General features: G+C 33.1%; 21 protein-coding genes. 8 read left to right on the top strand and 13 right to left on the bottom strand.

The features are described 5' to 3' along the window. Positions 1-144: 144 nt before the first annotated feature. From BT107_RS09835 to BT107_RS09825, 3 genes are read right to left on the bottom strand one after another with little or no spacing between them, the layout of a single operon-like run. Complete coding sequence (locus BT107_RS09835) at positions 145-954, bottom strand: 3-keto-disaccharide hydrolase (RefSeq protein WP_072303608.1); 810 nt, start codon at positions 952-954, stop codon at positions 145-147. 2 nt (positions 955-956) lie between these two features. Further along, positions 957-1715, bottom strand: a complete 759-nt coding sequence (locus BT107_RS09830; protein ID WP_072303607.1) for a 3-keto-disaccharide hydrolase — start codon at positions 1713-1715, stop codon at positions 957-959. Between the two features lie 24 nt (positions 1716-1739). Then, a complete protein-coding gene (locus BT107_RS09825; RefSeq protein ID WP_072303606.1) occupies positions 1740-2792 on the bottom strand; it encodes a sugar phosphate isomerase/epimerase family protein in 1053 nt (350 codons plus the stop codon). Between the two features lie 191 nt (positions 2793-2983). Between BT107_RS09825 and BT107_RS09820 the strand changes: the two genes are divergently transcribed. Beyond that, positions 2984-3445 (top strand): ASCH domain-containing protein, encoded by a 462-nt coding sequence (locus tag BT107_RS09820; protein ID WP_072303605.1) that lies wholly within the window; start codon positions 2984-2986, stop codon positions 3443-3445. Between the two features lie 73 nt (positions 3446-3518). On the opposite strand, the gene BT107_RS09815 is transcribed toward BT107_RS09820, so the two are convergent. Together BT107_RS09815 and BT107_RS09810 are read right to left on the bottom strand one after the other, a co-directional pair. Then, positions 3519-4655, bottom strand: a complete 1137-nt coding sequence (locus BT107_RS09815; RefSeq protein ID WP_072303604.1) for a Gfo/Idh/MocA family protein — start codon at positions 4653-4655, stop codon at positions 3519-3521. Positions 4656-4678: 23 nt separating this feature from the next. Further along, a complete protein-coding gene (locus tag BT107_RS09810) occupies positions 4679-5668 on the bottom strand; it encodes a sugar phosphate isomerase/epimerase family protein (RefSeq protein ID WP_072303603.1) in 990 nt (329 codons plus the stop codon). A 133-nt stretch (positions 5669-5801) separates the two neighbouring features. Between BT107_RS09810 and BT107_RS09805 the strand changes: the two genes are divergently transcribed. Genes BT107_RS09805 through BT107_RS09795 form a run of 3 tightly spaced genes read left to right on the top strand, consistent with a single transcriptional unit; the run spans position 5802 to position 9100 of the window. Then, positions 5802-7520 carry a GMC oxidoreductase gene (locus BT107_RS09805; RefSeq protein ID WP_072303602.1) on the top strand — a complete coding sequence of 573 codons (1719 nt, stop codon included), beginning with the start codon at positions 5802-5804 and terminating at the stop codon, positions 7518-7520. Then, positions 7520-8167 (top strand): gluconate 2-dehydrogenase subunit 3 family protein, encoded by a 648-nt coding sequence (locus BT107_RS09800; protein WP_072303601.1) that lies wholly within the window; start codon positions 7520-7522, stop codon positions 8165-8167. Before BT107_RS09805 ends, BT107_RS09800 begins: the two co-directional genes overlap by 1 nt. Before the next feature lie 15 nt (positions 8168-8182). Continuing rightward, the gene (locus BT107_RS09795; protein WP_072303600.1) at positions 8183-9100 is read left to right on the top strand and encodes a hydroxypyruvate isomerase family protein; all 918 of its coding nucleotides are present in this window, start codon (positions 8183-8185) and stop codon (positions 9098-9100) included. A 529-nt stretch (positions 9101-9629) separates the two neighbouring features. Here the strand turns inward: BT107_RS09795 and BT107_RS09790 are convergent. The 3 genes from BT107_RS09790 to BT107_RS17530 all read right to left on the bottom strand — a co-directional run bounded on the left by BT107_RS09790 (position 9630) and on the right by BT107_RS17530 (position 13862). Further along, entirely contained in the window at positions 9630-12107 is a 2478-nt protein-coding gene (locus tag BT107_RS09790) for a ribonucleoside-diphosphate reductase subunit alpha (RefSeq protein WP_072303599.1), read from the bottom strand. A gap of 116 nt (positions 12108-12223) precedes the next feature. Beyond that, positions 12224-13210: a ribonucleotide-diphosphate reductase subunit beta gene (locus BT107_RS09785; RefSeq protein WP_072303598.1), complete on the bottom strand. Its 987-nt coding sequence runs from the start codon at positions 13208-13210 to the stop codon at positions 12224-12226. A gap of 499 nt (positions 13211-13709) precedes the next feature. After that, positions 13710-13862, bottom strand: coding sequence for a hypothetical protein (locus tag BT107_RS17530; RefSeq protein WP_170854724.1), 153 nt, complete (start codon positions 13860-13862; stop codon positions 13710-13712). A gap of 236 nt (positions 13863-14098) precedes the next feature. Between BT107_RS17530 and BT107_RS09780 the strand changes: the two genes are divergently transcribed. Then, on the top strand, positions 14099-14833 hold the full coding sequence (locus tag BT107_RS09780) for a LytR/AlgR family response regulator transcription factor (protein WP_072303597.1): 735 nt from the start codon (positions 14099-14101) through the stop codon (positions 14831-14833). A gap of 118 nt (positions 14834-14951) precedes the next feature. Next, a complete protein-coding gene (locus BT107_RS09775; RefSeq protein ID WP_244543115.1) occupies positions 14952-16808 on the top strand; it encodes a tetratricopeptide repeat-containing sensor histidine kinase in 1857 nt (618 codons plus the stop codon). Here the strand turns inward: BT107_RS09775 and BT107_RS09770 are convergent. Next, on the bottom strand, positions 16788-17375 hold the full coding sequence (locus BT107_RS09770; RefSeq protein WP_072303595.1) for a DUF3109 family protein: 588 nt from the start codon (positions 17373-17375) through the stop codon (positions 16788-16790). The two genes, BT107_RS09775 and BT107_RS09770, sit on opposite strands and share 21 nt — an antisense overlap. Positions 17376-17498: 123 nt before the next feature. On the opposite strand from BT107_RS09770, the gene BT107_RS09765 reads away from it, so the two are divergent. Together BT107_RS09765 and BT107_RS09760 are read left to right on the top strand one after the other, a co-directional pair. Beyond that, positions 17499-18080 carry a MarC family protein gene (locus tag BT107_RS09765; protein WP_072303594.1) on the top strand — a complete coding sequence of 194 codons (582 nt, stop codon included), beginning with the start codon at positions 17499-17501 and terminating at the stop codon, positions 18078-18080. Positions 18081-18092: 12 nt separating this feature from the next. After that, on the top strand, positions 18093-18293 hold the full coding sequence (locus BT107_RS09760) for a hypothetical protein (protein ID WP_072303593.1): 201 nt from the start codon (positions 18093-18095) through the stop codon (positions 18291-18293). 74 nt (positions 18294-18367) lie between these two features. Here the strand turns inward: BT107_RS09760 and BT107_RS09755 are convergent, their stop codons facing one another. The 4 genes from BT107_RS09755 to BT107_RS09740 are packed head-to-tail and all read right to left on the bottom strand — an operon-like array spanning position 18368 to position 24993. Further along, positions 18368-21847: an efflux RND transporter permease subunit gene (locus BT107_RS09755; protein ID WP_072303592.1), complete on the bottom strand. Its 3480-nt coding sequence runs from the start codon at positions 21845-21847 to the stop codon at positions 18368-18370. Between the two features lie 4 nt (positions 21848-21851). Continuing rightward, entirely contained in the window at positions 21852-23021 is a 1170-nt protein-coding gene (locus tag BT107_RS09750; protein WP_072303591.1) for an efflux RND transporter periplasmic adaptor subunit, read from the bottom strand. Between the two features lie 31 nt (positions 23022-23052). Further along, positions 23053-24387 carry a TolC family protein gene (locus BT107_RS09745; RefSeq protein ID WP_072303590.1) on the bottom strand — a complete coding sequence of 445 codons (1335 nt, stop codon included), beginning with the start codon at positions 24385-24387 and terminating at the stop codon, positions 23053-23055. Beyond that, entirely contained in the window at positions 24388-24993 is a 606-nt protein-coding gene (locus tag BT107_RS09740; protein ID WP_072303589.1) for a TetR/AcrR family transcriptional regulator, read from the bottom strand. It abuts the gene before it with no gap. Positions 24994-25111: the final 118 nt, after the last annotated feature.

Below are 25111 nucleotides of genomic sequence, written 5' to 3'. Positions count from 1 at the left end.
AATATAAATAAACTATACTAGTTGAGACTAAGAGCTTATCTTAATAACTCTATTTCACTAATTTGTAAAAAAAACATAAAAAAAATCTGTCTAGTGGTAACAGACAGATTTTTATATAATTTTTTATGCTAGATATTAAGGTGCTTATAGTTCTCTTATCCAAATATTTCTGTAGCTAACTCTGCTATTGTCTCCGTGATCTTGCAACCTTAAAGGAGCTTTACCGTGAGCTTCGTTTTTAGGCCAGCCAATGTAAGGTGTTGTTCCTTTAATTTCTACGTGGTCTAAAACAAGAACTCCGTTGTGTAAAAGTGTTAATGTTCCAGATTTTATTTTTTTACCAGCTTTATTAAATTCTGGTGCGTGGTATACAACATCGTAAGTGTTCCATTCTCCTGTTGGTACAGATGCTTTTGCAAGCGGAATATGTTGCTTGTATATAGAGCCAACTTGTCCGTTTACATACGTATCGTTGTTATTATTGTCTAGTACTTGAATCTCGTACCTATCTTGAAGAAAAACACCGCTATTTGCACGGTTTTGTCCGTCTCTTAATACTTCTACAGGAGATCTCCACTCTATGTGTAGTTGCACGCTACCAAATTCCTTTTTGGTTTTAATGTCTCCAGATTTGTCTTTTACTGTAAAAAAACCACCTTCTTTATCAACATTCCAAGGAGCTTGTTTGCCATCTGCGTTAACCCATTGGTCTAAATTGTCACCATTAAATAAGATAATAGCATCACTAGGTGCTGCGTTATTTTTTGCTGGTGTAACCGTTGGCGGTACGGGTTTGTATAGTTCTGTTTCTTCAGGTTTTGTAGGTTCTATGCCACTGTATTCTTCGTAGGTAATATAGTCTACCTCAGATTTGGTTTCAGGAGTTTCTACTGCTGCTTTTTCTTGGCAACTTATAATAAGTAGTCCTAAAAGAGACCAGATAATTTTTTTCATCCTTAGTTTAATTCTTTAATTTTTATATTTCTGTAAGATACTATATCTCCGTGATCTTGTACACCAATTTTTCCTGTTTTGTATTTAGCAAAACCATCCCAACCGTTAAATTTAGAATTCTCTAATAAAGAATTCCACTCTTTACCTTTTAAAGGAAACTCAGCAACCGTAACTCCGTTTAGCACAGAGCTTCCAGTGTTGGTTTTATGGTTAATTGTTATTACAGCGGTGTTCCACTCGCCAATTGGTTTTGTAACATCTTTGTTTGGTGCAACCATATCATACAAAGCACCAGCCTGGCGATCTGTGCCATTTTTAGCGTCAGGATGTTTTTCGTTGTCAAGAACTTGTACTTCTAGGCCTGTTTCGTAAGGTTGTCCGTAAGTGCCATCATCTTTAATTCCCCAGAAAATACCACTGTTTCCGCCTTCAGATATTTTCCAATCTATAGAAAGTACAAAGCTGGTATACTCTTTTTTTGTAACCAAGTTATAGTGTGTGTCTTTTGGTCGTTCTGCTGGTGGATGAAAAACCAAAGCGTCTTCTTCTATTTTCCAATTTTCTATAGAATTATCATTTCCATATAATTGTAAATTATCTAGGTTGGTACCGTCAAAAAGTACAGTCCATTCGTCATCTTTAGTTTCTTGCTTTGTGGTAACTTCAGCTGTTTCTTCTTTTTTCTCAGAAGAATTTTCTTCTTTGTCTTTACAGCTAAATGCAAGCACAGAAATAGAAAATAATAAAAGATATTTTTTCATAAGTAGTAATTGTTTGTTTTTATATTAAATGCCTAACATTTTTTTAAGCATTTCTTTATCTGTTTCAGTACCAGCAAAATCATCAAATGTTTTTTCTGTAGCTTCTATAATATGATCTTTAATAAATATAGCGCCTTCTGTTGCTCCTTGTTCAGGGCTTTTAATACAGCATTCCCATTCCATAGTAGCCCAAACATCGCAACCATATTGGGTTAGTTTAGAGAAAATAGTTTTAAAATCTATTTGTCCGTCTCCCAAAGAACGGTACCTCCCAGCTCTGTCTATCCAGTCATTATACCCACCAAAAGCTCCTTTTTTCCCTGTCGGATTAAATTCAGAATCTTTTACGTGAAACGATTTTATGTATGGGTGGTAATGATCTATAAAGGCAATGTAATCTAGTTGTTGTAGTACAAAATGACTAGGGTCATATAAAATATTTACGCGCTTATGGTTGCCTGTAGCTTTTAAAAAGCGTTCAAAAGTATCGCCGTCATGCAGGTCTTCTCCTGGGTGAATTTCATAACAAACATCTACATCTTCTTTGTCAAAATGATCTAATATTGGTAACCATCTTGCAGCTAATTCTTCAAAGCCAAGTTCTACCAATCCTGGTGGTCTTTGTGGCCAAGGGTGCATTGTGTGCCAAAGTAAAGACCCAGAAAAAGTAGCGTGTGTTTTTATACCTAATCTTCTACTGGCGGTACCTGCTTTTTTAACTGTTTCTATAGCCCATTCTGTTCTTGCTTTAGGATTGCCATGTAAATGTTCTGGTGCAAAACCATCAAACATAACGTCGTATGCAGGGTGTACAGCAACTAATTGTCCTTGTAAATGTGTAGATAATTCTGCAATTTCTAAACCGTAAGAATTTACTTTTGCTTTAAGATTGTCACAATATTCTTGACTTTCAGCAGCTTTGTCTAAATCTATTAGAAAAGATTCCCATGTTGGTATTTGTATTCCTTTGTAACCTAAGTTCGCAGCCCATTTGCAGAGTCCTTCTAAAGAATTAAAAGGTGCTTTACTATCTACAAATTGCGCTAAAAAAATTGCTGGACCTTTTATTGTCTTCATTTAATGTGTTTATATTAGGTAATTTAATGCTATATTTAACGTTTAGTTTTTAAGATTCTTAAGAAGAAGAACTCAAGTCATAAATATAATAATTAGTAAACGATTTGGTGTATCTTTTTATACGAATTGAGTGGTTTTGTGCGACGAACAACATAAAATCTTAAATAGAATAAAAATATAAATGTATATCTGTGGAAAACAATAGATCGGCTAAAAGTTTATGGGGAGATTATTTAGATAAGCATTTGGAAGATGCTTTTGTAGAAGCCCCAAAAGTGGAGCATTTTTGTGACAATGAAAAAGACGCAAATGAATGTGTTGCTCTTGTTGAAAAAGGCGTAAAAAAAGCAACTACTCATTCTTTATTGGGTTTGCAATTGCGTAAAGAATCTTTGCCTAAAATAGGAGATTTTAGAGTTGTTACCGATTGGGACGGACAAGCAAAATGCATAATTCGTACTACGGCAGTAAAATTTAAACCTTTGTTTAGTGTAGATGAAGCATATGCGCAAAAAGAAGGAGAGGGCGATAAAAGTTTAACATATTGGAAAACTACCCATTTAGGATATTACAAAAGAGAATTAGCAGAATTTAAACGTGAACCAACAGAAAGTATGATTGTTGTTTGTGAAGAGTTCGAGAAAGTTTTCTAAATAAATTTTATTTCATAAAACAAAAGCCACACTTATTAAGTGTGGCTTTTGTTTTTTAGGATGTAGTAGATTTTTAATCTAGATCTACCCAAATATTTCCTTGGTTATGAGATGCTACGCTACTTTCTATAAAATTAAGACTTCGTACACCATCTAACATAGTTGGGAATTCACCATCATTATATTTTTCTCCTCTAATAGCCCTAGATACACCTAAGTAAATATTTGCCATTGCATCAAAAATACCTTCTGGATGTCCTGGAGGTAATTTTGTGCCGTCTAGAGATAAATCAGAATTGTAAGCGTGTCCTGGTTTGTATACTTGTAATGGTTTGTCTTCACTTAAAACGTATAAATAATTAGGATTTTCTTGTTCCCATTTTAAGCCACCTTTATTACCATATACTTTTATAACTAATCCGTTTTCTTCACCCGTAGCAATTTGACTTGTTCTTATAACGCCTTTTGCATTGGTGTTAAAACGTACTAATGCTGTACCGTCAATATCCATCTTATTATCATCATACAAATAATTTAAATCTGCCAATAAAGATTTAATTTGCATACCAGTGGTGTACTCTATCATATTAAATGCGTGTACACCTATATCACCCATACAACAGCTGATCCCAGATTTTTCTGGATCTAAACGCCAAGTAGAAGATCTTTTGTCTTTTTCATGTATAATTGGGTTAATCCAACCTTGATAATATTGCGCATCTACTTTTTGTATGTTTCCAATTGCGCCAGCTTTAATCATTTCTCTCATTTGGCGTACCATTGGGTAGCCAGTGTAAGTATGAGTTACAGCAAATACAGTCCCAGCTTTTTCTAGGGTTGCCTGTAAAATTTTAGCTTCTTCATAGGTTGTTGTCATTGGCTTTTCGCAAATAACGTTAAACCCATTTTCTAATAGCTTTTTTGCCATAGGGAAATGCAAAAAATTAGGAGTTAGAACAGAACAAACTTGTATTCTTTCTTCTTTAGGAAGCTTTAATTCTTCTTCAATAAGTGTGTCAAAATCTTTGTAAATTCTACTGGTAGGTATGTCAATTTTTTTAGCGAAATTAACACTAGTTTCAAAGTCTGGATTAAAAACAGCACCAACTATTTGGTAGTTGTCGTTAATAAAAGAAGCAACCCTGTGTAAAATTCCAATTAAAGAATCTCCGCCGCCGCCTAGTATACCAAGTCTAATTTTTTTGCTCATAAAAGTTTCTTTTAGTATGTCTCTTATTTTAGGTTTTTTGCTGCATTAACTAGTAAGTCTCTAGTTGCAATAATACCATCTTGTTCGCTTTTTTCATCACCTTCATATTCAACGCCAATAAAACCAGTATAACCCGCGTCTTTTACAATCTGTAGCATTTTAGCGTAGTCTATTTTAGTTTCGTTTCCGTCAGCATCAAAATTATAAGACTTAGCACTTACTGCTTTAGCGTATGGCATTAATTCTGTAACACCTTTGTAAATGTCATACATCTCGTCACAACCAGTTTCAGATTTTTTAATACAGAAGTTTCCAAAGTCTGGTAATGTACCAACATTGTCCATATTGACTTTACTCATAACGTTAGAAAGTAATTTACCGTTAGATGATAAACCACCGTGGTTTTCTACAATTATATTTATGTTGTGTTCTTTTGCAAAAGTCCCAAGTTGTTTTAATCCGTCTACAGAACTAGCAATCCATTCTTGCTCTTCAGATGCACCGGCAAGATTTACACGTATTGCGTGACATCCCATTTCTGCAGCTGCTTTTACCCATTTAAAATGGCTTTCTACAGCTTTTTTACGTTCAGCAGCATCTGCTAAAGCAAGATCTCCCTGTCCGTCTATCATTATTAACACGTTTGTCATTCCGTGTTTTTTAGCTTCTTCGTTAGATTTAGCAACAAAGTTTGCCATTGCCTCATCAGAATAGTTTGCTTCTTTTACGTCGCTATAAAGAGCACTAACATATTCTAAACCAGAAAATCCTAGTTCTTTAGCTTTTTCAGCAAAAGAATATGGATCTGCGTCATTATCAAATACATCTTTATGTAAAGACCATTGTGCTAAAGATAATTTAAAGAAAGGTTTTTTGTCTGCTTCTGCATTTGTGGCAACTACATCTTTTACCTCTTCAGTTTTTTTAGGAGCATCCTTACAAGACGCAAAACAAAAAACAAGTAAAATTAATGGGTATTTTACACTTTGATTAACTAGGTTTTTTACTCTCATTTTTTAGTTATTTAATTTTTAGGAATTTACATCAACTATAACGTTATAGTACGTTACCCTCAATATTTACAGGGTTTAAATGTAGAAAATTTATTTTATATTTGAGAAAATTATGAAATAAACAACGCAAAGAATGGGCAAATTTTATTATAATGAAGAACAGGAGTCTTATGATGCTATAGTTGTAGGAACTGGTATAAGTGGTGGTTGGGCTGCCAAAGAATTATGCGAGTTGGGATTAAAGACTTTAATTCTAGAAAGAGGTAGAATGGTAAAACATAGAGATGATTACCCTACTGCGTTTAAAGAATCTTGGGATTTACCAAACAACGGGGCAATATCTCCAGAGGAAAAAGCCAAGCAGCTTAAGCAATCTAGAACTGGTTATACTACAAATGCAGATACTAAGCATTGGTTTGTTAATGATTTAAAGCATCCTTATAATGAAACTAAACGTTTTGATTGGATGCGTGGTTACCATGTTGGTGGTAGATCTATAATGTGGGGTAGGCATAGTTACCGTTGGAGCGATTTAGATTTTGAAGCCAATAAAAAAGATGGTCATGGTGTAGATTGGCCTGTGCGTTATAAAGATATAGAGCCTTGGTATGATAGGGTTGAAACTTTTATTGGTGTTTCTGGAGAAAGCTTAGGCTTGCCACAACTGCCAGATAGTAAGTTTGAGCCAATGATGCCTCTTAATTGCGTTGAAGAGAAATTAAAAGAAAGTGTTGCCGAAAATTTTAACGGCCGTGTTATTACTGCTGGTAGAGTTGCCCACATTACCAGTGATAAGAAATTTGGAGGAGACGGAAGATCTAAGTGTCAGTATCGTAACCGTTGTAGTAGAGGTTGCCCATTTGGAGCATACTTTAGTAGTAATTCTTCTACATTACCTACTGCAGAGGCAACAGGTAATTTAACGCTTAGAACAGATTCTATTGTTAGTGAGGTTGTTTATGATCCTGAAACTAAAAAAGCAACTGGAGTTAAAGTTATAGATAAAGAAACCAAAGAAGAAATAGTATTTAAAGCCAAAGTAGTTTTCTTGTGTGCTTCTGCTATTGCTTCAACATCTATATTAATGCAATCTAAATCTGATACTTTTCCTAATGGAATGGGTAATGAGTCAGATCAATTAGGTAGAAACATTATGGATCACCATTTAGGTTGTGGTGCAAATGGTAAGTTAGATGATTTTGAAGATAAATATTACTCTGGTAGAAAAGCAAACGGAGTTTATATTCCAAGGTTTAGAAACTTAGGAGGAGATACAGATCGTAAAGATTATATAAGAGGTTTTGGTTACCAAGGAGGCGCAAGTAGAGGTAATTGGGAAGAGTTAATTGCTGAAACTGCTTATGGTAAAGATTTAAAAGAAGCTGTGTTAAAACCTGGAGGATGGACAATGGGTATTATGGGCTTTGGTGAAGTTTTGCCTTATGAAGATAATAGATTTACGCTAGATTATAATAAATTAGATGACTGGGGGTTGCCAACAGTAACTTTTGATGCTGAGTTTAAAGAAAATGAACTTAAAATGCGTGAAGATATTAAGGAGCAAGCAGCAGCAATGTTAAAATCTGCTGGATTTAGAGATGTAAGTGTTTATGATAATATAGGAGCTTTAGGTTTAGGTATTCATGAAATGGGTACAGCTCGTATGGGTAACGACCCAAAGACATCTGTGCTTAATAAACATAACCAAGTACATGCTGTGCCAAATGTATATGTTACAGATGGCTCTTTTATGACCTCGTCTTCATGTGTTAATCCTTCATTAACATATATGGCTTTTACTGCAAGGGCAGCACATCATGCTGCAGAACAACTTAAAAAAGGATTATTATAATGGATAGAAGATTAGCACTTAAAAACCTAGGTTTGTCGTTAGGCTATGTTGTAGCTGTGCCAACCCTAATTAGTATAGTACAGAGTTGTAAAAACGATACAGGAATTGCTTTTACTCCAGAATTTTTTTCGCAAGAAGAAGGTAGTGTTGTGGTAACCCTTATGGATATTATACTTCCAAAAACAGATTCTCCGTCTGCATCAGAAGCAAAAGTTCATCTTTTTGTAGATCAATATATAAATGTTTCTAATACACAGGTAGAGAAAGATCTTTTTAAAGCTAAAATGGCTAGTTTTATGGCCTTAGCTACTAAAAGTGCAGGTAAAGAAACTGCATCTGACTTAACAGCTGAGGAGCTTGAGAAGACCTTGGCTAGTTGTTTAAAGCTTACAGATGCACAAATAGAAGCTAAAGATTTAGCGCTTAAAAATTATAACAAAGCTATAGCGAATGGAGAAGTTGCTAAGTTAGATGATAATTCTGCTGCCATTGCATTTGCGCAAGAACTTAGAGGATTGACAATTCACGGGTATAAAACTACCGAAGAAATTGCCAAAAACTTTTTAGATTTTGATCCAATACCAGGTAAATATGTTGCTTGTGGTACTGTTGAAGAATTAACAGGAGGTAAGGCTTGGGCTTTATAATTTAAAATAGCTAAAATGAAGAGAAGAAGCTTTATGCAAAAATCTGCATTAATAACTGGTGCTATTGCTTTAGGTAGTGCTTATAGCTATGCTTCTTCTGTAAATAGTGTAGCTAAGCATAGTTTTAATTTAAAGTATGCGCCACATTTTGGAATGTTTGCTAGTCATGCAGATAGTTTAGAAGATCAGTTGCGTTTTATGGCAGACGAAGGTTTTGCTGCTTTAGAAGATAATAACATGCGCAAGCGCGATGTAGCGACTCAAGAAAAGTTAGCTAAAACAATGCAGCGTTTGGGTATAGACATGGGTGTGTTTGTAGCGCATGAAATTTCTTGGAAAAAACCAAGTTTGGCTTCTGGAGACTTAGCTATTAGAGAAAAGTTTTTAGCTGAGATTAAAAGCTCTGTAGAGGTTGCTAAGCGTGTTAATGCTAAGTGGATGACTGTAGTGCCTGGTCACGTAGATTTAAGGCTTTCTATGGGGTATCAAACAGCGAATGTAATTGAGTCTTTAAAGCAGGCTGCTGCCATTATAGAGCCGCACGGTATAACTATGGTGTTAGAGCCCTTAAACTTTAGGGATCATCCGGGATTGTTTTTAACAGAGTCTCCACAAGCATTCGAAATTTGCAAAGCTGTAGCTTCTCCATCTTGTAAAATTTTGTTTGATATTTATCATCAGCAAATACAAGAAGGTAATTTAATTCCTAATATGGAAGCTAGTTGGGATGAGATTGCATATATACAAATAGGTGATAATCCAGGTAGAAAAGAACCGACTACTGGTGAGATAAATTATAAGAATGTATTTAAATTTATTCACGAGAAAAAATTTGCAGGTATTTTAGGTATGGAGCACGGTAATTCTAAACCAAATAAGGAAGGAGAGCGTGCTGTTATAGATGCTTATAAACAAGTAGATTTGTTTTTATAGACTATTATTTACATTGTAAAGAGTATAAAGCTATGCCATACGGTGTAGCTTTTTCTTTTATATTAAACTTGAAAAGGGGTTGAAAAGAGTGAACAAAAGTTAAATTGTGCTAAAATTTATCGATTAAGTGTGGTTTTGTTTGGTTGTATGTAATCTTTTTGTATTTTCATAACGAATATTTAACCTGTTGTTAACTCAATATCTGAATTAACGGCATTAATGACCTACTACTATGGAGAATTATTTTATTTTATTAATCGTATACACATCAGCTTTGGTTTATTCAACAATTATTAGGCCTAGGTTGAAAAAAGAATAGCGATAGCAACAGCTTAGCTTTTATATAGATATAGAAAAGCGTCATTAAGAACTACTGTTTAAGTGGTTTTTAATGACGCTTTTTGTTTTCTGTTTAATTATTTAAGAAACAAAAATAAAAAACCTCAAGCTATGCTTTATAGGGGGAAGAGCATAGTTGAGGTAATTTTTTTCTCGTCCATAACGAGAGGTGTTCATAGATTTTTATGTCTTAAGAGCCACACATTAGACAATCGTCATCTGCTTCACCCGCTTTAGCTTGTTCTATAAGAGCTTTCATTTCTGCGGCGCTCATAGGTGCTACATCTACGTCTGTTGCAGTTGCTATTGGGCTAACTTTAACTTCGGTAGCAGCAGGAGCTGCTGTTACAGCTGCTATTTCTGCTTCTTCAGCAACGCTAATAGGCATCTCTTTTTTCTTGCTGTTATCTAATGTAAATTTAATAGCATCTACAGCAGCTTTAGTTCTTAAGTAGTACATACCAGTTTTAAGTCCGCTTTTCCAAGCGTAAAAGTGCATAGAAGTTAACTTAGAGTAGTTTGCGTTCTCCATAAATAAGTTTAAAGACTGACTTTGATCTATAAAATATCCACGGTGTCTAGACATGTCAATAATGTCTTTCATACTTAGTTCCCAAACGGTTTTGTAAAGCTCTTTTATGTCTTGCGGTATAATATCTATATGCTGTATAGATCCGTTAGCACGCATAAGTTCCTGTTTTAAGCCTTCGTTCCAAAGACCTAACTGTACTAAGTCTTCTAATAAATGCTTGTTTACAACAATAAACTCTCCTGATAATACTCTACGGGTATATATGTTAGATGTATAAGGTTCAAAACACTCGTTGTTACCTAGTATCTGAGAAGTAGAAGCTGTAGGCATAGGTGCAACTAAAAGAGAGTTTCTAACTCCATTTTTTAGTACACTTTTGCGTAGCTTATCCCAGTCCCAACGACCAGATAATTCATCATCTTTAATACCCCATAAGTTATGTTGAAAATCTCCTTTAGAAATTGGAGAACCTTCATAACTAGAATATGTACCCTGTTCTTTAGCCATTTCCATAGAAGCGGTAAGTGCAGCAAAGTAAAGAGTTTCAAAAATTTCTTGATTCAACTTCTTGGCTTCATCACTTGTAAAAGGCATACGCATTAATATAAATGCATCTGCTAAACCTTGTACGCCTAAACCAATTGGTCTGTGACGCATATTAGAGTTTTCTGCTTCTTTTACTGGGTAGTAATTACGGTCTATAACTGTGTTTAAGTTTCTAGTTACGTGTTTTGTTACACGGAAAAGCTCTTTATGATCGAACTCGCCATTTTTAACAAACATAGGTAATGCAATAGAAGCTAGGTTACATACAGCAACTTCATCTGGAGCAGTATACTCCATAATTTCTGTACATAAGTTAGAAGAACGTATTGTTCCTAAGTTTTTCTGGTTGCTCTTACGGTTAGCTGCATCTTTGTACAACATATAAGGTGTGCCAGTCTCTATTTGAGATTCTAATATTTTTTCCCAAAGATCACGAGCTTTTATTGTTTTTCTTCCTTTTCCTTGTGCTTCAAAAGCAAGGTAGGCTTCTTCAAATTCTTTATCGTGTTTTTTGTATAAGTCAGGACATTCGTTAGGGCACATAAGTGTCCATTCTGCATTAGCCTCTACTCTTTGCATAAATAAATCTGGAATCCACATTGCATAGAAAAGATCACGCGCACGCATTTCTTCTTTACCGTGGTTCTTTTTAAGGTCTAAGAACTCAAAGATATCTGCATGCCATGGTTCTACATAAACGGCAAAACTACCTTTACGTTTTCCTCCTCCTTGATCTACGTAACGAGCTGTGTCATTGTAAACACGTAGCATTGGAACAACACCGTTAGATGTACCGTTTGTTCCTGCAATATAAGAACCTGTTGCTCTTACGTTGTGTATAGATAAACCAATACCACCAGCAGACTGAGATATTTTTGCGGTTTGCTTTAACGTATCATAAATACCATCTATACTATCGTCTTGCATTGCTAATAAAAAGCAAGAAGACATTTGTGGTTTAGGTGTTCCTGAGTTAAATAATGTTGGAGTAGCGTGAGTAAAATATTTTTTAGACATTAACTCGTACGTTTCTATTGCAGCATCTAAATCATTTAAATGTATACCTATAGAAACACGCATTAACATATGTTGTGGGCGTTCTGCTATTTTTCCACTTAACTTTAATAAATAAGAGCGTTCTAATGTTTTAAAACCAAAATAATCGTAGCCAAAATCTCGGTTGTATATAATAGTAGAATCTAATTTTTCTGCGTTGTCTTGTATCACTTTAAAGACTTCATCAGATAAAAGAGGGGCTTTTTTTCCTGTTCTAGGGTTTACATACTCATATAAATCTTTCATTACATCAGAGAAAGATTTTTTAGTGTTTTTGTGTAAGTTAGATACAGAAATACGTGCAGCCAGTTTTGCATAATCTGGATGAGACGTAGTCATTGTTGCTGCAATTTCTGCAGCTAGATTGTCTAGTTCTGATGTTGTAACACCATCATATAAACCTTCTATTACACGCATTGCCACTTTTAGTGGGTCTACTAGCGGGTTAAGTCCGTAACAAAGCTTACGAACCCTTGCCGTAATCTTGTCAAACATTATTAATTCTTTTCTGCCGTCTCTTTTTACTACATACATGCTACAATTGTTTTTAGTGATACGTTGGTTAGGTCGAGTCGTGTGGGGCTCAACAATTTGGTTATTTATAATGCTTTTTTTAGAAGTAAATTCTAAAAAATATTGGGTTCTAATTTTTAAAAATCTGCGTCGAAACTAATTTTCTGAGAATCTTCATCACCACTGTTATTGGCAACACCAGATTTTTGGTATTCGGCTACTCTTTTTTCAAAGAAATTTGTTTTTCCTTGAAGAGATATCATATCCATAAAGTCAAATGGATTTGTAGAGTTGTAAACTTTATCACAGTTTAATTCTACTAGTAAACGGTCTGTTACAAATTCTAAATATTGTGTCATTAATTTAGAGTTCATACCAATTAAACTAGCAGGTAGAGATTCTGTAATAAATTCTCTCTCTATGTCTAAAGCATCTACAAGTATTTCTGTAATACGTGCTTTAGGCACCTTGTTTATTAAGTGGTGGTTATGCAAGTGTACTGCATAGTCACAATGTAAACCTTCGTCTCTAGAAATTAATTCGTTAGAGAATGTAAGTCCTGGCATTAAACCTCTTTTCTTAAGCCAGAAAATAGAACAGAAAGATCCTGAAAAGAAAATTCCTTCAACAGCTGCAAAAGCAATTAAACGCTCTGCAAAACTAGGAGATTCTATCCATTTTAAAGCCCAATCTGCTTTTTTTCTAATAGCAGGGAAGTTTTCTAATGCATGAAATAAGATATCTTTTTCTTTTTCATCCTTAACATATGTGTCAATTAATAAAGAGTATGTTTCAGAATGTATGTTCTCCATCATAATTTGGAAACCATAAAAGAATTTAGCCTCTGCATACTGTACTTCGCTAACAAAGTTTTCTGCTAAGTTTTCGTTTACAATACCATCAGAAGCAGCAAAAAAAGCTAAAATATGTTTTACAAAATAACGCTCATCGTCATTAAGCTTATTATTCCAATCGTTAAGATCTGCATGCAAATCTATTTCTTCAGCAGTCCAGAAACTTGCTTCACATTTTTTGTACCAGTCCCATAAATCGTTATGCTTTATAGGGAAAATTACAAATCTATCTTCGTTTTTCTCTAAAATAGGTTCTATTGCTGTTGACATAATTTAAATATGGATTATAACTGTTTTAAAAATTTAAGGAGAATATTTCCTTAACCTTGGGGGACTACAAAGATTGTAAAATGTGGGCACATATTAAAGGTGTTTTTGTTGTTTTAGGTTCAAAGTTTTTAACACAAATTGTTGACATGTGTGCTCGCTAGTGATGTTTGTTGCCTTTGCAGAAATTATATGTTTTTTTAGTTTTTTAAACTTAAAAAAGAAGTAAAAAAATAAACCAAAAAGTATATTATCTAGAAGTGTTGTTTGTTAGTGAAGTAGCAATTTATGACGCACCAAACTTTACGATTCTGCTCTAATAATGAAAATGAGAATTAATATGATTCAGGTAGTTCCCCCCGAAACCTTTAAACCATTTGCAATAAAATCATTTAACACTTATAATTAGAGTTAGGCTGCTTTTACACAGTTTTATGTTCTGTTTTTTAACATAAATTCCTATAGAATCGTAAACTCTTAGTTTGGTGGTATCATACTTTTTTTATTTGTTAGTATTTGCCAATAAAGAATCTAAACTGTTATTTGTTGTCTTAAATGCAGTTTCTTCTTTTAGTACTTTGTTTTTTTTCTCTGTTATAGATGCAATAACTATTGTTACTATTAATAGACTAAACATAAGAACACACTTTTTCATAACATTCTAATTATTAATTTTTGATAGAAACAAGACCATTGTCTAATTTTAATGCTAATTTATAATCATTTGTTAATCTTTATGTTCACAATGTATAAATGGCTAGAAAAAATGTATGAATTGTATGTTTTATACACTTTTTTATACAAATGATACTTTATATCTGTCCAAACACACATAAATAAATTTGTTTTAGGGAATAGATTGTACTTTTACTTTTATTAAATCCTACGAATATGATTGAAGCTGTTATTATTGACGACGAAATAAAAGCAATCCAAAGTTTAACATGGGAATTAACTAACTTTAGTAATGAGATTAAAGTTGTTGCATCTTTTACGGATCCTTATGAAGCCTTAAATTATTTAGAGACTAGTAGTCCAGATTGTCTTTTCTTAGATATTGAAATGCCTGTTATGGATGGTTTTCAGTTTATGCAAAAAATAAAGGAGAGAGATTTCCCCGTCGTTATAACCACAGCTTACAACCAATATGCAATTAAAGCACTTAAAAATGAGGCTATAGATTATCTTTTAAAACCTATAGATACAGACGATTTAAATGATACCATTGCCAAAATAAAAAAGTACAACCAAAAGAATGGAACAATAGATAGGCTAGAACGTTTGCTGTTGGACTTTAATTCTAATGTCATAAACAAAAGAATTACCTTAAATACAGATGGAAAATTATTGTTTTTAGATAGTGATGAGATTTTGTATGCTGAGTCTGACGGTAACTACAGTACAATATATTTAGAGGAAGGAAAGAAAGTGGTAATTACCAAAAAATTAAAAGAGGTTGATGGTTTGTTGCCATTAGAAAACTTTTATAGAGTTCATAATTCTTATATTGTGAACATTAATAAAATAAAAGAATATGTAAAAACAGATGGTTATTTGGTGCTAAAGTCAGACGACCAAATACCTGTTTCTAGGCAAAAGAAATCTAATTTTTTAGATCTGATTTAATTTTTTTATGATTGTTAAATTAATACACGGTTTAAGGTTTCCTTTTTTTTGTAAACCGCAAAGGCTTGTTTTTTTCTTTATGTTTTTTTGCTGTTTGTCTTTGTTGGGGCAGGTAACATTGCAAGAATATAAAGTTAAAGTAGATAGCCTTGTTGTTGATCAGCCTAAGACTTACGATGAGATTTCTACTATTTTAGGAGATAAAAAAAGAGATACTTTGCTTTTAAATTATTTTGTAGAAGAAGCAAAAAAACAAAACTATTTAACCGGTCTATCTTTTGCCTATAATCAACTAGGAACAAAGTACAGAAACCTATCAGAATACGATAAAGCTATATCATTACATAAAAAAGCTTTAGAGGTTGCTAATGAAGTAGGTAGTTTAGAGTTTAGGGTATATAGTTTAAATATGCTAGGAGTTGCCTACCGAAGAATAGATGCGGTACGTACAGCTTTAGATTACAATCAGCGAGCATTAGAATTAGCAGAGAGTGTAAGTGAGCCTACAATTGGTTTAAAGCGTGGTATGTATGTGTCTTTAAATAGTATAGGGAATCTTTATCATACTTTAGAACAGTATAATTTAGCCATAAATAGGTTTGAAGCTTCTTTAAAGATTGAAGAAGAACTAGGAAATACACTTGGTCTGGCTATTAATAATCAAAATATAGGTGAAGCTTTAGAGGCACAAGGAAAACTAGACGAAGCTTTAAATAGGTACAGGGTTTCTCTTAGGTATAATGAAGAGATAGGATCTGATAAAGGGCGTGTAATTTGTAGTAATAGTATTGCTCAAATTTACTTAAAGCAAGGTAAGGCAAAAGAAGCAATAAAATTATTGTTGCCAGCACTTAAAAAAGCTAAAGAATTAGGAGACGATTATACAACTGCTTTTATTGAAATAAACACTGGGTGGGCTTATATGAAGTTAAATAATCTTGAAGAAGCAGAAAAACATATAGAGCAGAGCTTAATTACAGGGAAAAAACAGAATATTTCTAGAATAATTTCTTTGGGGCAAAGGCATATGTCAGATTTGGAGTTGCTAAAAGGAAACCATAAAGAGGCTTTAGATTATTATAAGAAAGCTATAAATTTAGAAAGAAAAATTACTAGTAGGCGTAATTTACGTTATGCTAATGATGTTATTTTAAGGTACGAAAGTGAAAAGATTAATAATGAAATAGAAAGTTTAAGAAAAGATAACGAAATTGTAAAACTTAAACTGAAAAAAAATAGAGCTACGCTTTTGATAATATGTATTTCTTTAGTGTTGTTGGCGGTGGTTCTTTTTGTTTTTTATCGTCAAAGTCAGCTTACTAGTGATAAAAAATTACTTACGCTAGAACAGACGATGTTGCGTAGTCAAATGAATCCTCATTTTTTGTTTAATTCGCTTAATTCTATTAAGTTATATATTATTAATAACGAAAAAAAGAATGCGGTACACTACCTTAATAAGTTCTCTAAATTAGTACGTAAAATACTTGAGGCATCATCGGTAAAAGAAATATCGTTAGCAGATGAGTTAGAAACTGTAACATTATATATGCATATAGAAAACATACGTTTTTCTAATAAAATACACTTTGCAGTAGATATAGACCGTAGGGTAGATGTTAATCATGTAAAAATACCATCACTAATTCTTCAGCCTTTTTTAGAAAATGCTTTGTGGCACGGATTGTCTTCTAAAGAAGGAATAAAAAAAATAAATCTCTACATAACTAAAGAAGATGAGGAGTTTATTAAAATAAGTATTAAGGATAATGGTATTGGTAGAGCTGCATCAGAAAAAATAAAAGAAAGTAAAGTTTTAAAACGGAAATCTTTAGGTGTAGATATTACCAAAGAACGTTTAAAAAACTTCTCTAAAGATTACTTAAATTCTTATAATGTAGAATTTATAGATATAAAAGATGATAAAGGTGTTGCTCTAGGAACAGAGGTTGTATTAACTATTCCTATTATTTAACTTGTTATGCTCTTGCGCAACTATTTCTAATTCACTGTACCACTCTTCTCCAAACTTACGTATTAAAGCTTCTTTTACAAATTTGTAAACAGGAACCTTTAACTCTTCTCCTAAAGAACAAGCAGGATCGCAAATCTCCCATTTATGGTAGTTTACACCCGTAAATTCTGAGTATTCTCTAGTTCTAACAGGATATAAGTGGCAAGAAACTGGTTTTTTCCAGCTTGTAATGCCTTCGTTATAAGCATCTTCTAAGCCACATTTGGCAGTTCCGTTATCAGAAAAAACAACATAAGCACATTCGCTACCGTTTACTAAAGGAGTTTCCCATTCGCCATCTTCACCTTTAACAAAAGCCCCTTGTTCTTCTATAGCAGCAATGCCTTCTGCTCTTAAAAAAGGTTTTACATCTTGATAAATGTCTACCAGTATTTCGGTTTCTTTATCTTCTAACGGTGCACCAGCATCGCCATCTATACAGCACGCGCCTTTACAAGCACTTAGATTGCAGACAAAATCATTTTCAATAATTTCTTCAGATACTATGGTCTTTCCTATTTGAAACATATGCGAATTATAAGGCTGCAAAGATACTTCTTTAACGTTAATAAGCTATTAATTTTAATTTTAGTAATTTAAAACTGTTTTAGAAAGTGTAAGTTTGCACCGATTTTTAAAAAGTAGTATAGTATGTTTTCAGGTTTTTTTAATTTTAAAGAAATTGCAACAGCAAGTATGATTCTTTTTGCTGTGATAGATATTATTGGTAGTATTCCTATAATAATAAGTTTAAGAGCTAAGGTTGGACACATACAATCTGAAAAGGCATCTCTTGTAGCAACCTTAATTATGGTAGCTTTTTTGTTTGTGGGAGAAGAAATTCTAAACCTAATTGGGATAGACGTTAATTCTTTTGCTGTGGCAGGTTCTTTTATTATTTTCTTTATGGCAATAGAAATGATTTTGGGTATAACTTTGTATAAGGATGATGTTCCTGAAACGGCATCTGTTGTACCAATTGCTTTTCCGTTAATTGCAGGTGCGGGTACAATGACTTCTTTATTGTCTTTACGCGCAGAATATCAAGTGCAGAATATAATAGTAGCAATTTTAATAAATATCTTATTTGTTTACGTAGTGTTAAAGTCTTCTAAAAAGATAGAGAAAGTACTAGGAAAAAGCGGATTAAGTGTAATTAGAAAAGTTTTTGGTGTAATTTTGCTGGCAATAGCGGTAAAATTATTTGCGGCAAATATTAATGAACTCTTTTAAAAAGTAGTTAAAATGAATAAAATAATATTTATCATCTTATTTTTGATAGCAGGATTGCTAATTGGATACAATGTTACTCAGATAGATTTTGATGATCCTCTAAACGGACAAAGTACAATAGCACTAATTTGTATAGTAGCGGCTTTATGTGCAATTGTGTTGTTGGTAATTTTTATGATCTCTAAAAAGATACAAGAAAAAATAAAAGAATAACTTTTATAAAGTTTTAAAAAATAAAAGAGGCGCTATATTATATAGCGCCTCTTTTATTTTTATACGGTTTAGCTTTATGCTTCACTTTCTGTAGTAGCGGGCTTTTTTGCAAACCTTATTTTTAATCTGTATGTAATATTAAACAATGCAGGTACTATTATAAGTGTAAGGAATGTAGCCACTATTAATCCAAAAATAACTGTCCAGGCTAAAGGCCCCCAGAAAATTACGTTATCACCACCAATGTAAATATGTGGATTAAACTCTGAGAATAGAGTAAAGAAGTCAATATTTAAACCAATTGCTAATGGTATTAATCCTAATACAGTTGTTATAGCTGTTAAAAGTACAGGTCTAAGTCTGGCTTTTCCACCAGTTACTATTGCTTCTGTAGCTTGTTCTCTAGTTAAAACATCTGCTTCGTCTAAGTCTAGCTTTACTTTTTTACGATCTATTAAAATCTGAGTATAATCTAACAGTACCACGCCGTTGTTTACAACAATACCTGCGAGTGATATAATACCCATCATTGTCATCATAATAACAAAAGACCAACCTGTAATCATTAGTCCGCCAAATACACCAATAAAGCTTAAGAAAATAGCGATCATTATAATTATTGGTTTAGAAATACCCCCAAACTGGAATATTAGAATTAGCATAATTAAGCCTAGACCAGAAAAGAATGCACTAACAAGAAATATCATTTGTTTATTCTGCTCTTCAATTTGACCAGTATAATCTATTTTTACGGTAGAAGGCTTGCCTTTATAATCTTCCATTTCTTTTTGTATCTCCTCTACAATTGCAGCAGCATCTGTAAAACCTGGTTCTAAACCAGAGTATATAGTTACAACACGCTCGTTATCTCTATGCTTAATAGCACTAAAACCAGAAGTGTTTTTCATAGAGGCAACAGCAGAAACCGGAATTTCTTTTATTTGTCCGTTAGATGGGTCTCTAAAAATTATATTCTGATTAAATAATGCATTTGTATTGTAACGTAGGTCTTCATTAAAACGAACATTAATATCATAATCATCACCATCTTCCTTATAAACGCCTGCTTTTTCTCCAAACAATGCTCTACGTAATTGATTGCCAACTTGAGCAACAGATACTCCTAGTTCACCAGCCTTTTCACGGTCTACCACAACCTCCATAGATGGCTTACTCTTGTTTACGTCAATCTTTATTTCTTCTATACCAGCTATGTTTTTGGTATTTATAAAGTTTTTAATGCTTTCTGCAGTAGCAATAAGTTCATTGTAATCTTTACCTTCTAACTCAATGTTAATTGGGTAACCAGCAGGCGGACCATTAGAGTCTTTTTCTACAGATATATTTACACCTGGGTAAATACCACTTAATGCTTTTTGCACTTTTGCACGTATTTCCTCTGTGTTAATTCCTCTTCTAAATTTAAACTCGCTAAAACTTACAGTTATTTTACCTTTATGAGGCATTTCTGCGCTAGAACCACCATCTGTTTGTGGGTTACCAGCACCCTCACCAACTTGTGAAACAGCAGAATCTACAATAAAGTTTTCACCATTATATTGGTAAACGTCTTCTTCTAAAAGCTTATAAACTCTTTTTTCTATAACCTTTGTAATGGCATTTGTTTTCTCAATAGAAGTGCCTTCTGGATACTCTATATAAACATATATCTCATTAGGTATGTTGTCTGGGAAAAACTCTATTTTGGTTCTTTTACTACTAATAGACATACCAAAAAGCATAAAAACAACAAATAATAGTACAAAAGTTATGGCTACATACCAGTAAACGTTACCACCCTTTAAGGCGTGTTTTAATCTGCGCTCGTACCAGTTTTCAAACTTAACCATTGTGTTTTTTTGAAAACGAATAGCCCATTTTTTAATAAAATACTTGTAAGCCCAAAACATAATTGCTGTAATAATCATTACAGAGCCTAAGCCTTTCATTACGCCACCAAAAATTAATATCAATATACCAAAACCACCAAGAATAATGCTTAAACGTATAAGTTGTTTAACGGTAAGTTCTTTTTCGCCTAGTTCCATAAATCTAGAAACTAGCATAGAGTTCATTAAAATAGCTACTAATAATGAAGAACCTAAAACAACAGATAATGTTATTGGGAAAAACTTCATAAACTGGCCCATTACACCAGGCCATAAACCTAGAGGTACAAAGGCTGCAACTGTTGTAAGTGTAGATACAATAATAGGGAACGCAATTTCACCAACACCTTTTTTTGCAGCTTCAACTTTAGACAAACCTTCATCCATTAAACGGTATACGTTTTCTACAACTACAATACCGTTATCTACAAGCATACCAAGTCCCATAATCATTCCAAAAAGAATCATTGTGTTTAGGGTGTAGCCTAGTAAAGATAATATCATAAAAGACATGAACATAGACATAGGAATGGCAAAACCAACAAATAGTGCATTTCTAAATCCTAAAAAGAACATTAAAACGGTTACAACTAGTATAATACCAAAGATGATGTTGTTTACAAGATCGTCTACTTGGTTTAAGGTTTTTGTTGATGAGTCGTTTGCAATAGAAATTTTTAAATCTGGCGGGTAATACTCTTTTTTGGCCTTTTTTACAATTTCTTTTATTTGGTCTGATGCAGAAATTGAGTTTTGTCCGGCTCTCTTTTTAACATCTAACATTACTACGCTTTCTCCAAATTCTCTGGCATAGGTAGTTTTATCTTCTTCAGAAAAAGTAATGGTAGCAATATCTCTAAGGTAGGTAGCGCCATTTTCTGATTTAACCACAAAATTGTTTAGTAATTTTGGGTCCTTTACTTCTCCTAAAATACGTATAGTTCTTCTTTGTTCTTTTGTTTTTAAATTACCAGCAGACATAGTAACATTACCGCCTCTTATTGTATTTAAAACATCATCAAAACTAATTTTAGCAGCCATCATTTTATAAATGTCCACTGCTATTTCGACTTCTTTTTCTTGGGCACCACGTATGTCCGCCTGTTTAATTTCAGATAAATCTTCTACTTCATCTTGTAAATACTCTGCAAAATCTTTTAACTTTTCTACAGGGTAATCTCCTGTAAAGTTAATGTTCATGATTGGCATTTCTTCAGATAAGTTAAGGTCAAAAACGTTAGGTTCTACTTTGGCGCCATTAAAAGTTGGCCAGTCTTCACTAGCTTTTTCAGCATCTACTTCGTCCTTAATTTTTTGTTTAGCTTCTTGTACACTTATGCCCTCGTCAAACTCTACTACTATCATAGCATAATCTTCTTGAGAGGTAGAGGTGACTTCTACAACGTTACTTACGTTCTTTATTTTATCTTCTAAAGGGTCTGTAATTAATCGTTCTATATCCTCGGCAGTATTACCAGGGTATGGTGTGCTAATGTATATTTTGGTCTCTATTACCTCTGGAAAATCTTCTCTTGGCATAGCTAGGTATGCAGAGAGTCCTATCCATAGAAATAGTCCAATTAGTACATAAATAACCGAAGGGTTATCTATAGCCCATGAGGATATTTTAAATTCCTTGTCGGCGTTTTTTTTAATTTTACTCATGGAACTATTGGTTTAAAATTTCAACTTTTTGTCCGTCTTTAACGGTTCTTGCTCCTTCTTTAATTACGTGCTCGTTAGGTGTTAATCCAGAAGTAACCTCAGTTAACGGTCCTTGACTTTTACCTGTTGTTATAATTTTCTTTTTGGCTATTGCGTAGTTTTCTTCATCCGTTTTTTCTGCAACATAAACATATTGTTCACCATCTGCATTTTCAGAAATTACACTCTGCGGTATAAGAATAGCTTCATTACTAGTGTAATCATTAAGTCTAACTTTAGCAGTTAAGTTTGGTTTTACATTTCCGTTTTTGTTAGGAACAGGAATTTCTACAGAAAAAGAACGATTACTTGGATTAATAAAGTTGCCAGTTTGGCGTACTTTGGTTGTAATACTATCATTTAATATAGGAAAGTATACAACAGCTTCTTTACCATTTTGTATGCTTTTAATGTATGTTTCAGGAACCTCTACGTCAATATACATATTAGACAGGTTTACAATTCTAAAAACTTCTGCGCCCATACCGGGAGCAACAACGGTTCCTTGATCTTTAATTACATCGTCTATAATGCCAGAGAAAGGAGCTCTAATTGTAGATTTTCCTAACTGACTTTCTCCTTGTTTAATAGCATTTACTTGAGCTTCATAATTTGTCTTTGCTTGTAAATATTGTATTTCTGATCCTATTTTTTGTTCCCAAAGTCTTTGTTGTCTTTCAAAAGTAGTTTTAGCTAATTCTGCCTGAGTTTTAAGTTGTGCAAGTTGGCTGCTCATACCTCCATCATCTATAGTAGCAAGTATTTGCCCTTTGCTTACTTTTTGACCTTCTTTTACATATACTCGTTGCAATGTGCCGGCCATTTCTGGATATATTAAAACATTTTGTTTTGTTTGTACATTACCTTGTAATTCTAAAAAATGATTAAAAACCTCGTTTTTAGTAGTAAATGTGCTAATTAATGGTAGGTTTTTGTTTCCTTGTATATCTGCAATGGCAGAATCTAGTAGTATCATTTGCATTTCTAAAGCTTTATGTTCTTCAGAAATAGTTGTTTTTTTCTCTCTTATTTTCTCTATATCTTTTGTAGCAATAATACTCTCTACAGATGTGTTTTTGTCTCCGCAAGCAGTTACAAGCGCTGTAAGTGTTAGTATGTATAATATTTTTTTCATATTGTTTGTATTACAAATTGTTGTGTTGGGGTTAGTTATTTAGAATTAATTCTAAAGCTGTTTTCTTATTAATTACATCTACCATAGATTGTAAATACTCTTGCTGTACAGCATATAATTGTGTTTGTGCTTGTCTAAGCTCAAAACTTGTTGCTAAACCTTCAAAATACTTTACTTGGTTTTTTTTCTCTATACGTTCTGCTAAACCTAAATTATTTTGGTTTGTTTGGTACTCTTCAATAGCAAGTGTGTATTCACTTTTGGCATTCTCCCATTGCAGACGTAGAGACTCTTCTGCTTCCGTTTTTTGTGTTTTAGCTTTGTCTAATGCTATTCTAGCGCGTGACGTAGATGCACTTCTACGTAAAGAACTAAATATTGGAATATTAAGATCGAACCCTAAAATTGAAGAGTTAAACCATTCTGTTTCTCTTTGTAAAAAGTCAAACTTTTCGCTGTAACCTGTATAGCCAAAATTTACAAAAGCATTTAGAGTAGGTAGTGCTTTACTTTTTTCTAGTTTTAGCTCTAGTTCTCTTTGCTCGTTTAAATTAAGCGCCATTTTGTAGTCTACGTTTTTCTCTAAGTTTAATTCAGTTTGTAATAAATTTAAATCTATTTGCTTCTGAGTTAATACATCTAAATCTTCTGTTAATATAGTTTTGTGCTCTAGTTCTAAGCCCATTACCAAGTTTAACATTTGTAACGTTATTGTTTTTAGTCTAACTGCATTTTTTAACTGGTTGTCTATAGATGATAATGTAATTTGTAACTGCTCAACACTTTCTTCTTCGGTTAAACCGTTTTCAAAAATCTTTTGAGTTTCATATAGGTTCTTTTCTAATGCAGCCTTGTTTTTCTCTAAGATTGATGTGCTTTCTCTTGCTAAAAGAACATTTCCGTAGGCTTCTACAACAGATTTGCGAACGTCAAGAGCTGTTTTTTCCTTGCTGTTTGCGCTGTAATCTATAAATGTTTTAGTGGCTTGTACACCAACAATGTAAGAGCCGTCAAAAATTTGCTGACGTAATGTAGCTGTTGCTGTAGCCGTTTGTTTTTGCCCAAAAACTACAGGGATAAATGTGCCTGGAGCACCACCTGCAAACTCACCTGGAATTAAAGAAACAGGTTGTTTTAATTGGTTTTGGTAACTTATTGCGCCGTCTATTTGTGGTAATCCGCCAGCAATAGTTTGCCATTTTTGTTTTTGTGCATCTTCAATATCACGATCGGCATTTATAGCACTGTAGTTGTGCTCTAAGGCGTAATTAATTGCTTCCTCTAATGTAAAACTCGAAGGTTTTTCTTGCGAGAATCCCATCTGCAAGCCTAAAAGCAAAATTAGTAGTGTTAAACTTCTTTTCATTTATGATTGATTTGATTTGATAATATCAGTTAATACTTTTTCTCCTTTTATGGTTACTATTCCTCTTAAATGGTACTCTAAATAATTATCCATTAATTTTATTTTTGAAAATTTTTCAGGCGGAAAAAAATCATCATCCTTAATAGCAGTCATTCCAGAAAAATATATTCTAGAAATGAATTCTGTATCTAAGTTTTTTCTAAATAAACCTAGTTCAATGCCTTCCTTTAAATTTGCAATCACACATTTTTGCATAAAACCAAATTGCTCTTTTTTTAAGGACTGATGTATTTTAGGGTAATACTTTTGTAATTGATAAATAGGCGAAGAACTTTCGTCTTTTAAGTTAGAAACAATATATTTTCTAATCTCAAACATCTCTTCAATAGGGTTGTGGTTTAAAGCACATATGTTATTTATGCCTTTAGTTATATTGCAAAATAAGTGAGAGGTACTTTCCTCAATTAACTTTGTTTTATTGTCAAAGTAGGTGTAAATGGTTTTTTTAGACATACCCAACTCGTTGGCTAAATCGTCCATTGTAACACTTTTATACCCTAGAGTTAAAAATAAATCGGAAGCTTTTTCTAAAATTTTTTCTTTCATAATATGCGGCAAAGATAAGTTAGGAAACTTAGAAAACAAAAAAAGTTTCCAAAGTTTTAGGATTACTTAACCTAAGTTTAAAATGAATGTTACATTTGTAATTGCTTAAAAAGTATTT

The sequence above is a fragment of the Cellulophaga fucicola genome, assembly GCF_900119145.1.
In the GTDB taxonomy this organism is placed as follows: Bacteria; Bacteroidota; Bacteroidia; order Flavobacteriales; family Flavobacteriaceae; genus Cellulophaga; species Cellulophaga fucicola.
Note: the sequence above shows the minus strand (reverse complement) of the source record. Positions and strands in the feature narration are given on the sequence as shown.

Excerpts from the sequence above, each read along its gene's own strand:
- BT107_RS09790 (WP_072303599.1), bottom strand. The coding sequence starts at position 12,107 with ATGTATGTAGTAAAAAGAGACGGCAGAAAAGAATTAATAATGTTTGAC.
- BT107_RS09805 (WP_072303602.1), top strand. The coding sequence starts at position 5,802 with ATGGGCAAATTTTATTATAATGAAGAACAGGAGTCTTATGATGCTATA.
- BT107_RS09755 (WP_072303592.1), bottom strand. The coding sequence starts at position 21,847 with ATGAGTAAAATTAAAAAAAACGCCGACAAGGAATTTAAAATATCCTCA.
- BT107_RS09750 (WP_072303591.1), bottom strand. The coding sequence starts at position 23,021 with ATGAAAAAAATATTATACATACTAACACTTACAGCGCTTGTAACTGCT.
- BT107_RS09835 (WP_072303608.1), bottom strand. The coding sequence starts at position 954 with ATGAAAAAAATTATCTGGTCTCTTTTAGGACTACTTATTATAAGTTGC.
- BT107_RS09765 (WP_072303594.1), top strand. The coding sequence starts at position 17,499 with ATGTTTTCAGGTTTTTTTAATTTTAAAGAAATTGCAACAGCAAGTATG.
- BT107_RS17530 (WP_170854724.1), bottom strand. The coding sequence starts at position 13,862 with ATGAAAAAGTGTGTTCTTATGTTTAGTCTATTAATAGTAACAATAGTT.
- BT107_RS09760 (WP_072303593.1), top strand. The coding sequence starts at position 18,093 with ATGAATAAAATAATATTTATCATCTTATTTTTGATAGCAGGATTGCTA.
- BT107_RS09770 (WP_072303595.1), bottom strand. The coding sequence starts at position 17,375 with ATGTTTCAAATAGGAAAGACCATAGTATCTGAAGAAATTATTGAAAAT.
- BT107_RS09745 (WP_072303590.1), bottom strand. The coding sequence starts at position 24,387 with ATGAAAAGAAGTTTAACACTACTAATTTTGCTTTTAGGCTTGCAGATG.
- BT107_RS09740 (WP_072303589.1), bottom strand. The coding sequence starts at position 24,993 with ATGAAAGAAAAAATTTTAGAAAAAGCTTCCGATTTATTTTTAACTCTA.
- BT107_RS09810 (WP_072303603.1), bottom strand. The coding sequence starts at position 5,668 with ATGAGAGTAAAAAACCTAGTTAATCAAAGTGTAAAATACCCATTAATT.
- BT107_RS09780 (WP_072303597.1), top strand. The coding sequence starts at position 14,099 with ATGATTGAAGCTGTTATTATTGACGACGAAATAAAAGCAATCCAAAGT.
- BT107_RS09830 (WP_072303607.1), bottom strand. The coding sequence starts at position 1,715 with ATGAAAAAATATCTTTTATTATTTTCTATTTCTGTGCTTGCATTTAGC.
- BT107_RS09795 (WP_072303600.1), top strand. The coding sequence starts at position 8,183 with ATGAAGAGAAGAAGCTTTATGCAAAAATCTGCATTAATAACTGGTGCT.
- BT107_RS09825 (WP_072303606.1), bottom strand. The coding sequence starts at position 2,792 with ATGAAGACAATAAAAGGTCCAGCAATTTTTTTAGCGCAATTTGTAGAT.
- BT107_RS09800 (WP_072303601.1), top strand. The coding sequence starts at position 7,520 with ATGGATAGAAGATTAGCACTTAAAAACCTAGGTTTGTCGTTAGGCTAT.
- BT107_RS09815 (WP_072303604.1), bottom strand. The coding sequence starts at position 4,655 with ATGAGCAAAAAAATTAGACTTGGTATACTAGGCGGCGGCGGAGATTCT.
- BT107_RS09785 (WP_072303598.1), bottom strand. The coding sequence starts at position 13,210 with ATGTCAACAGCAATAGAACCTATTTTAGAGAAAAACGAAGATAGATTT.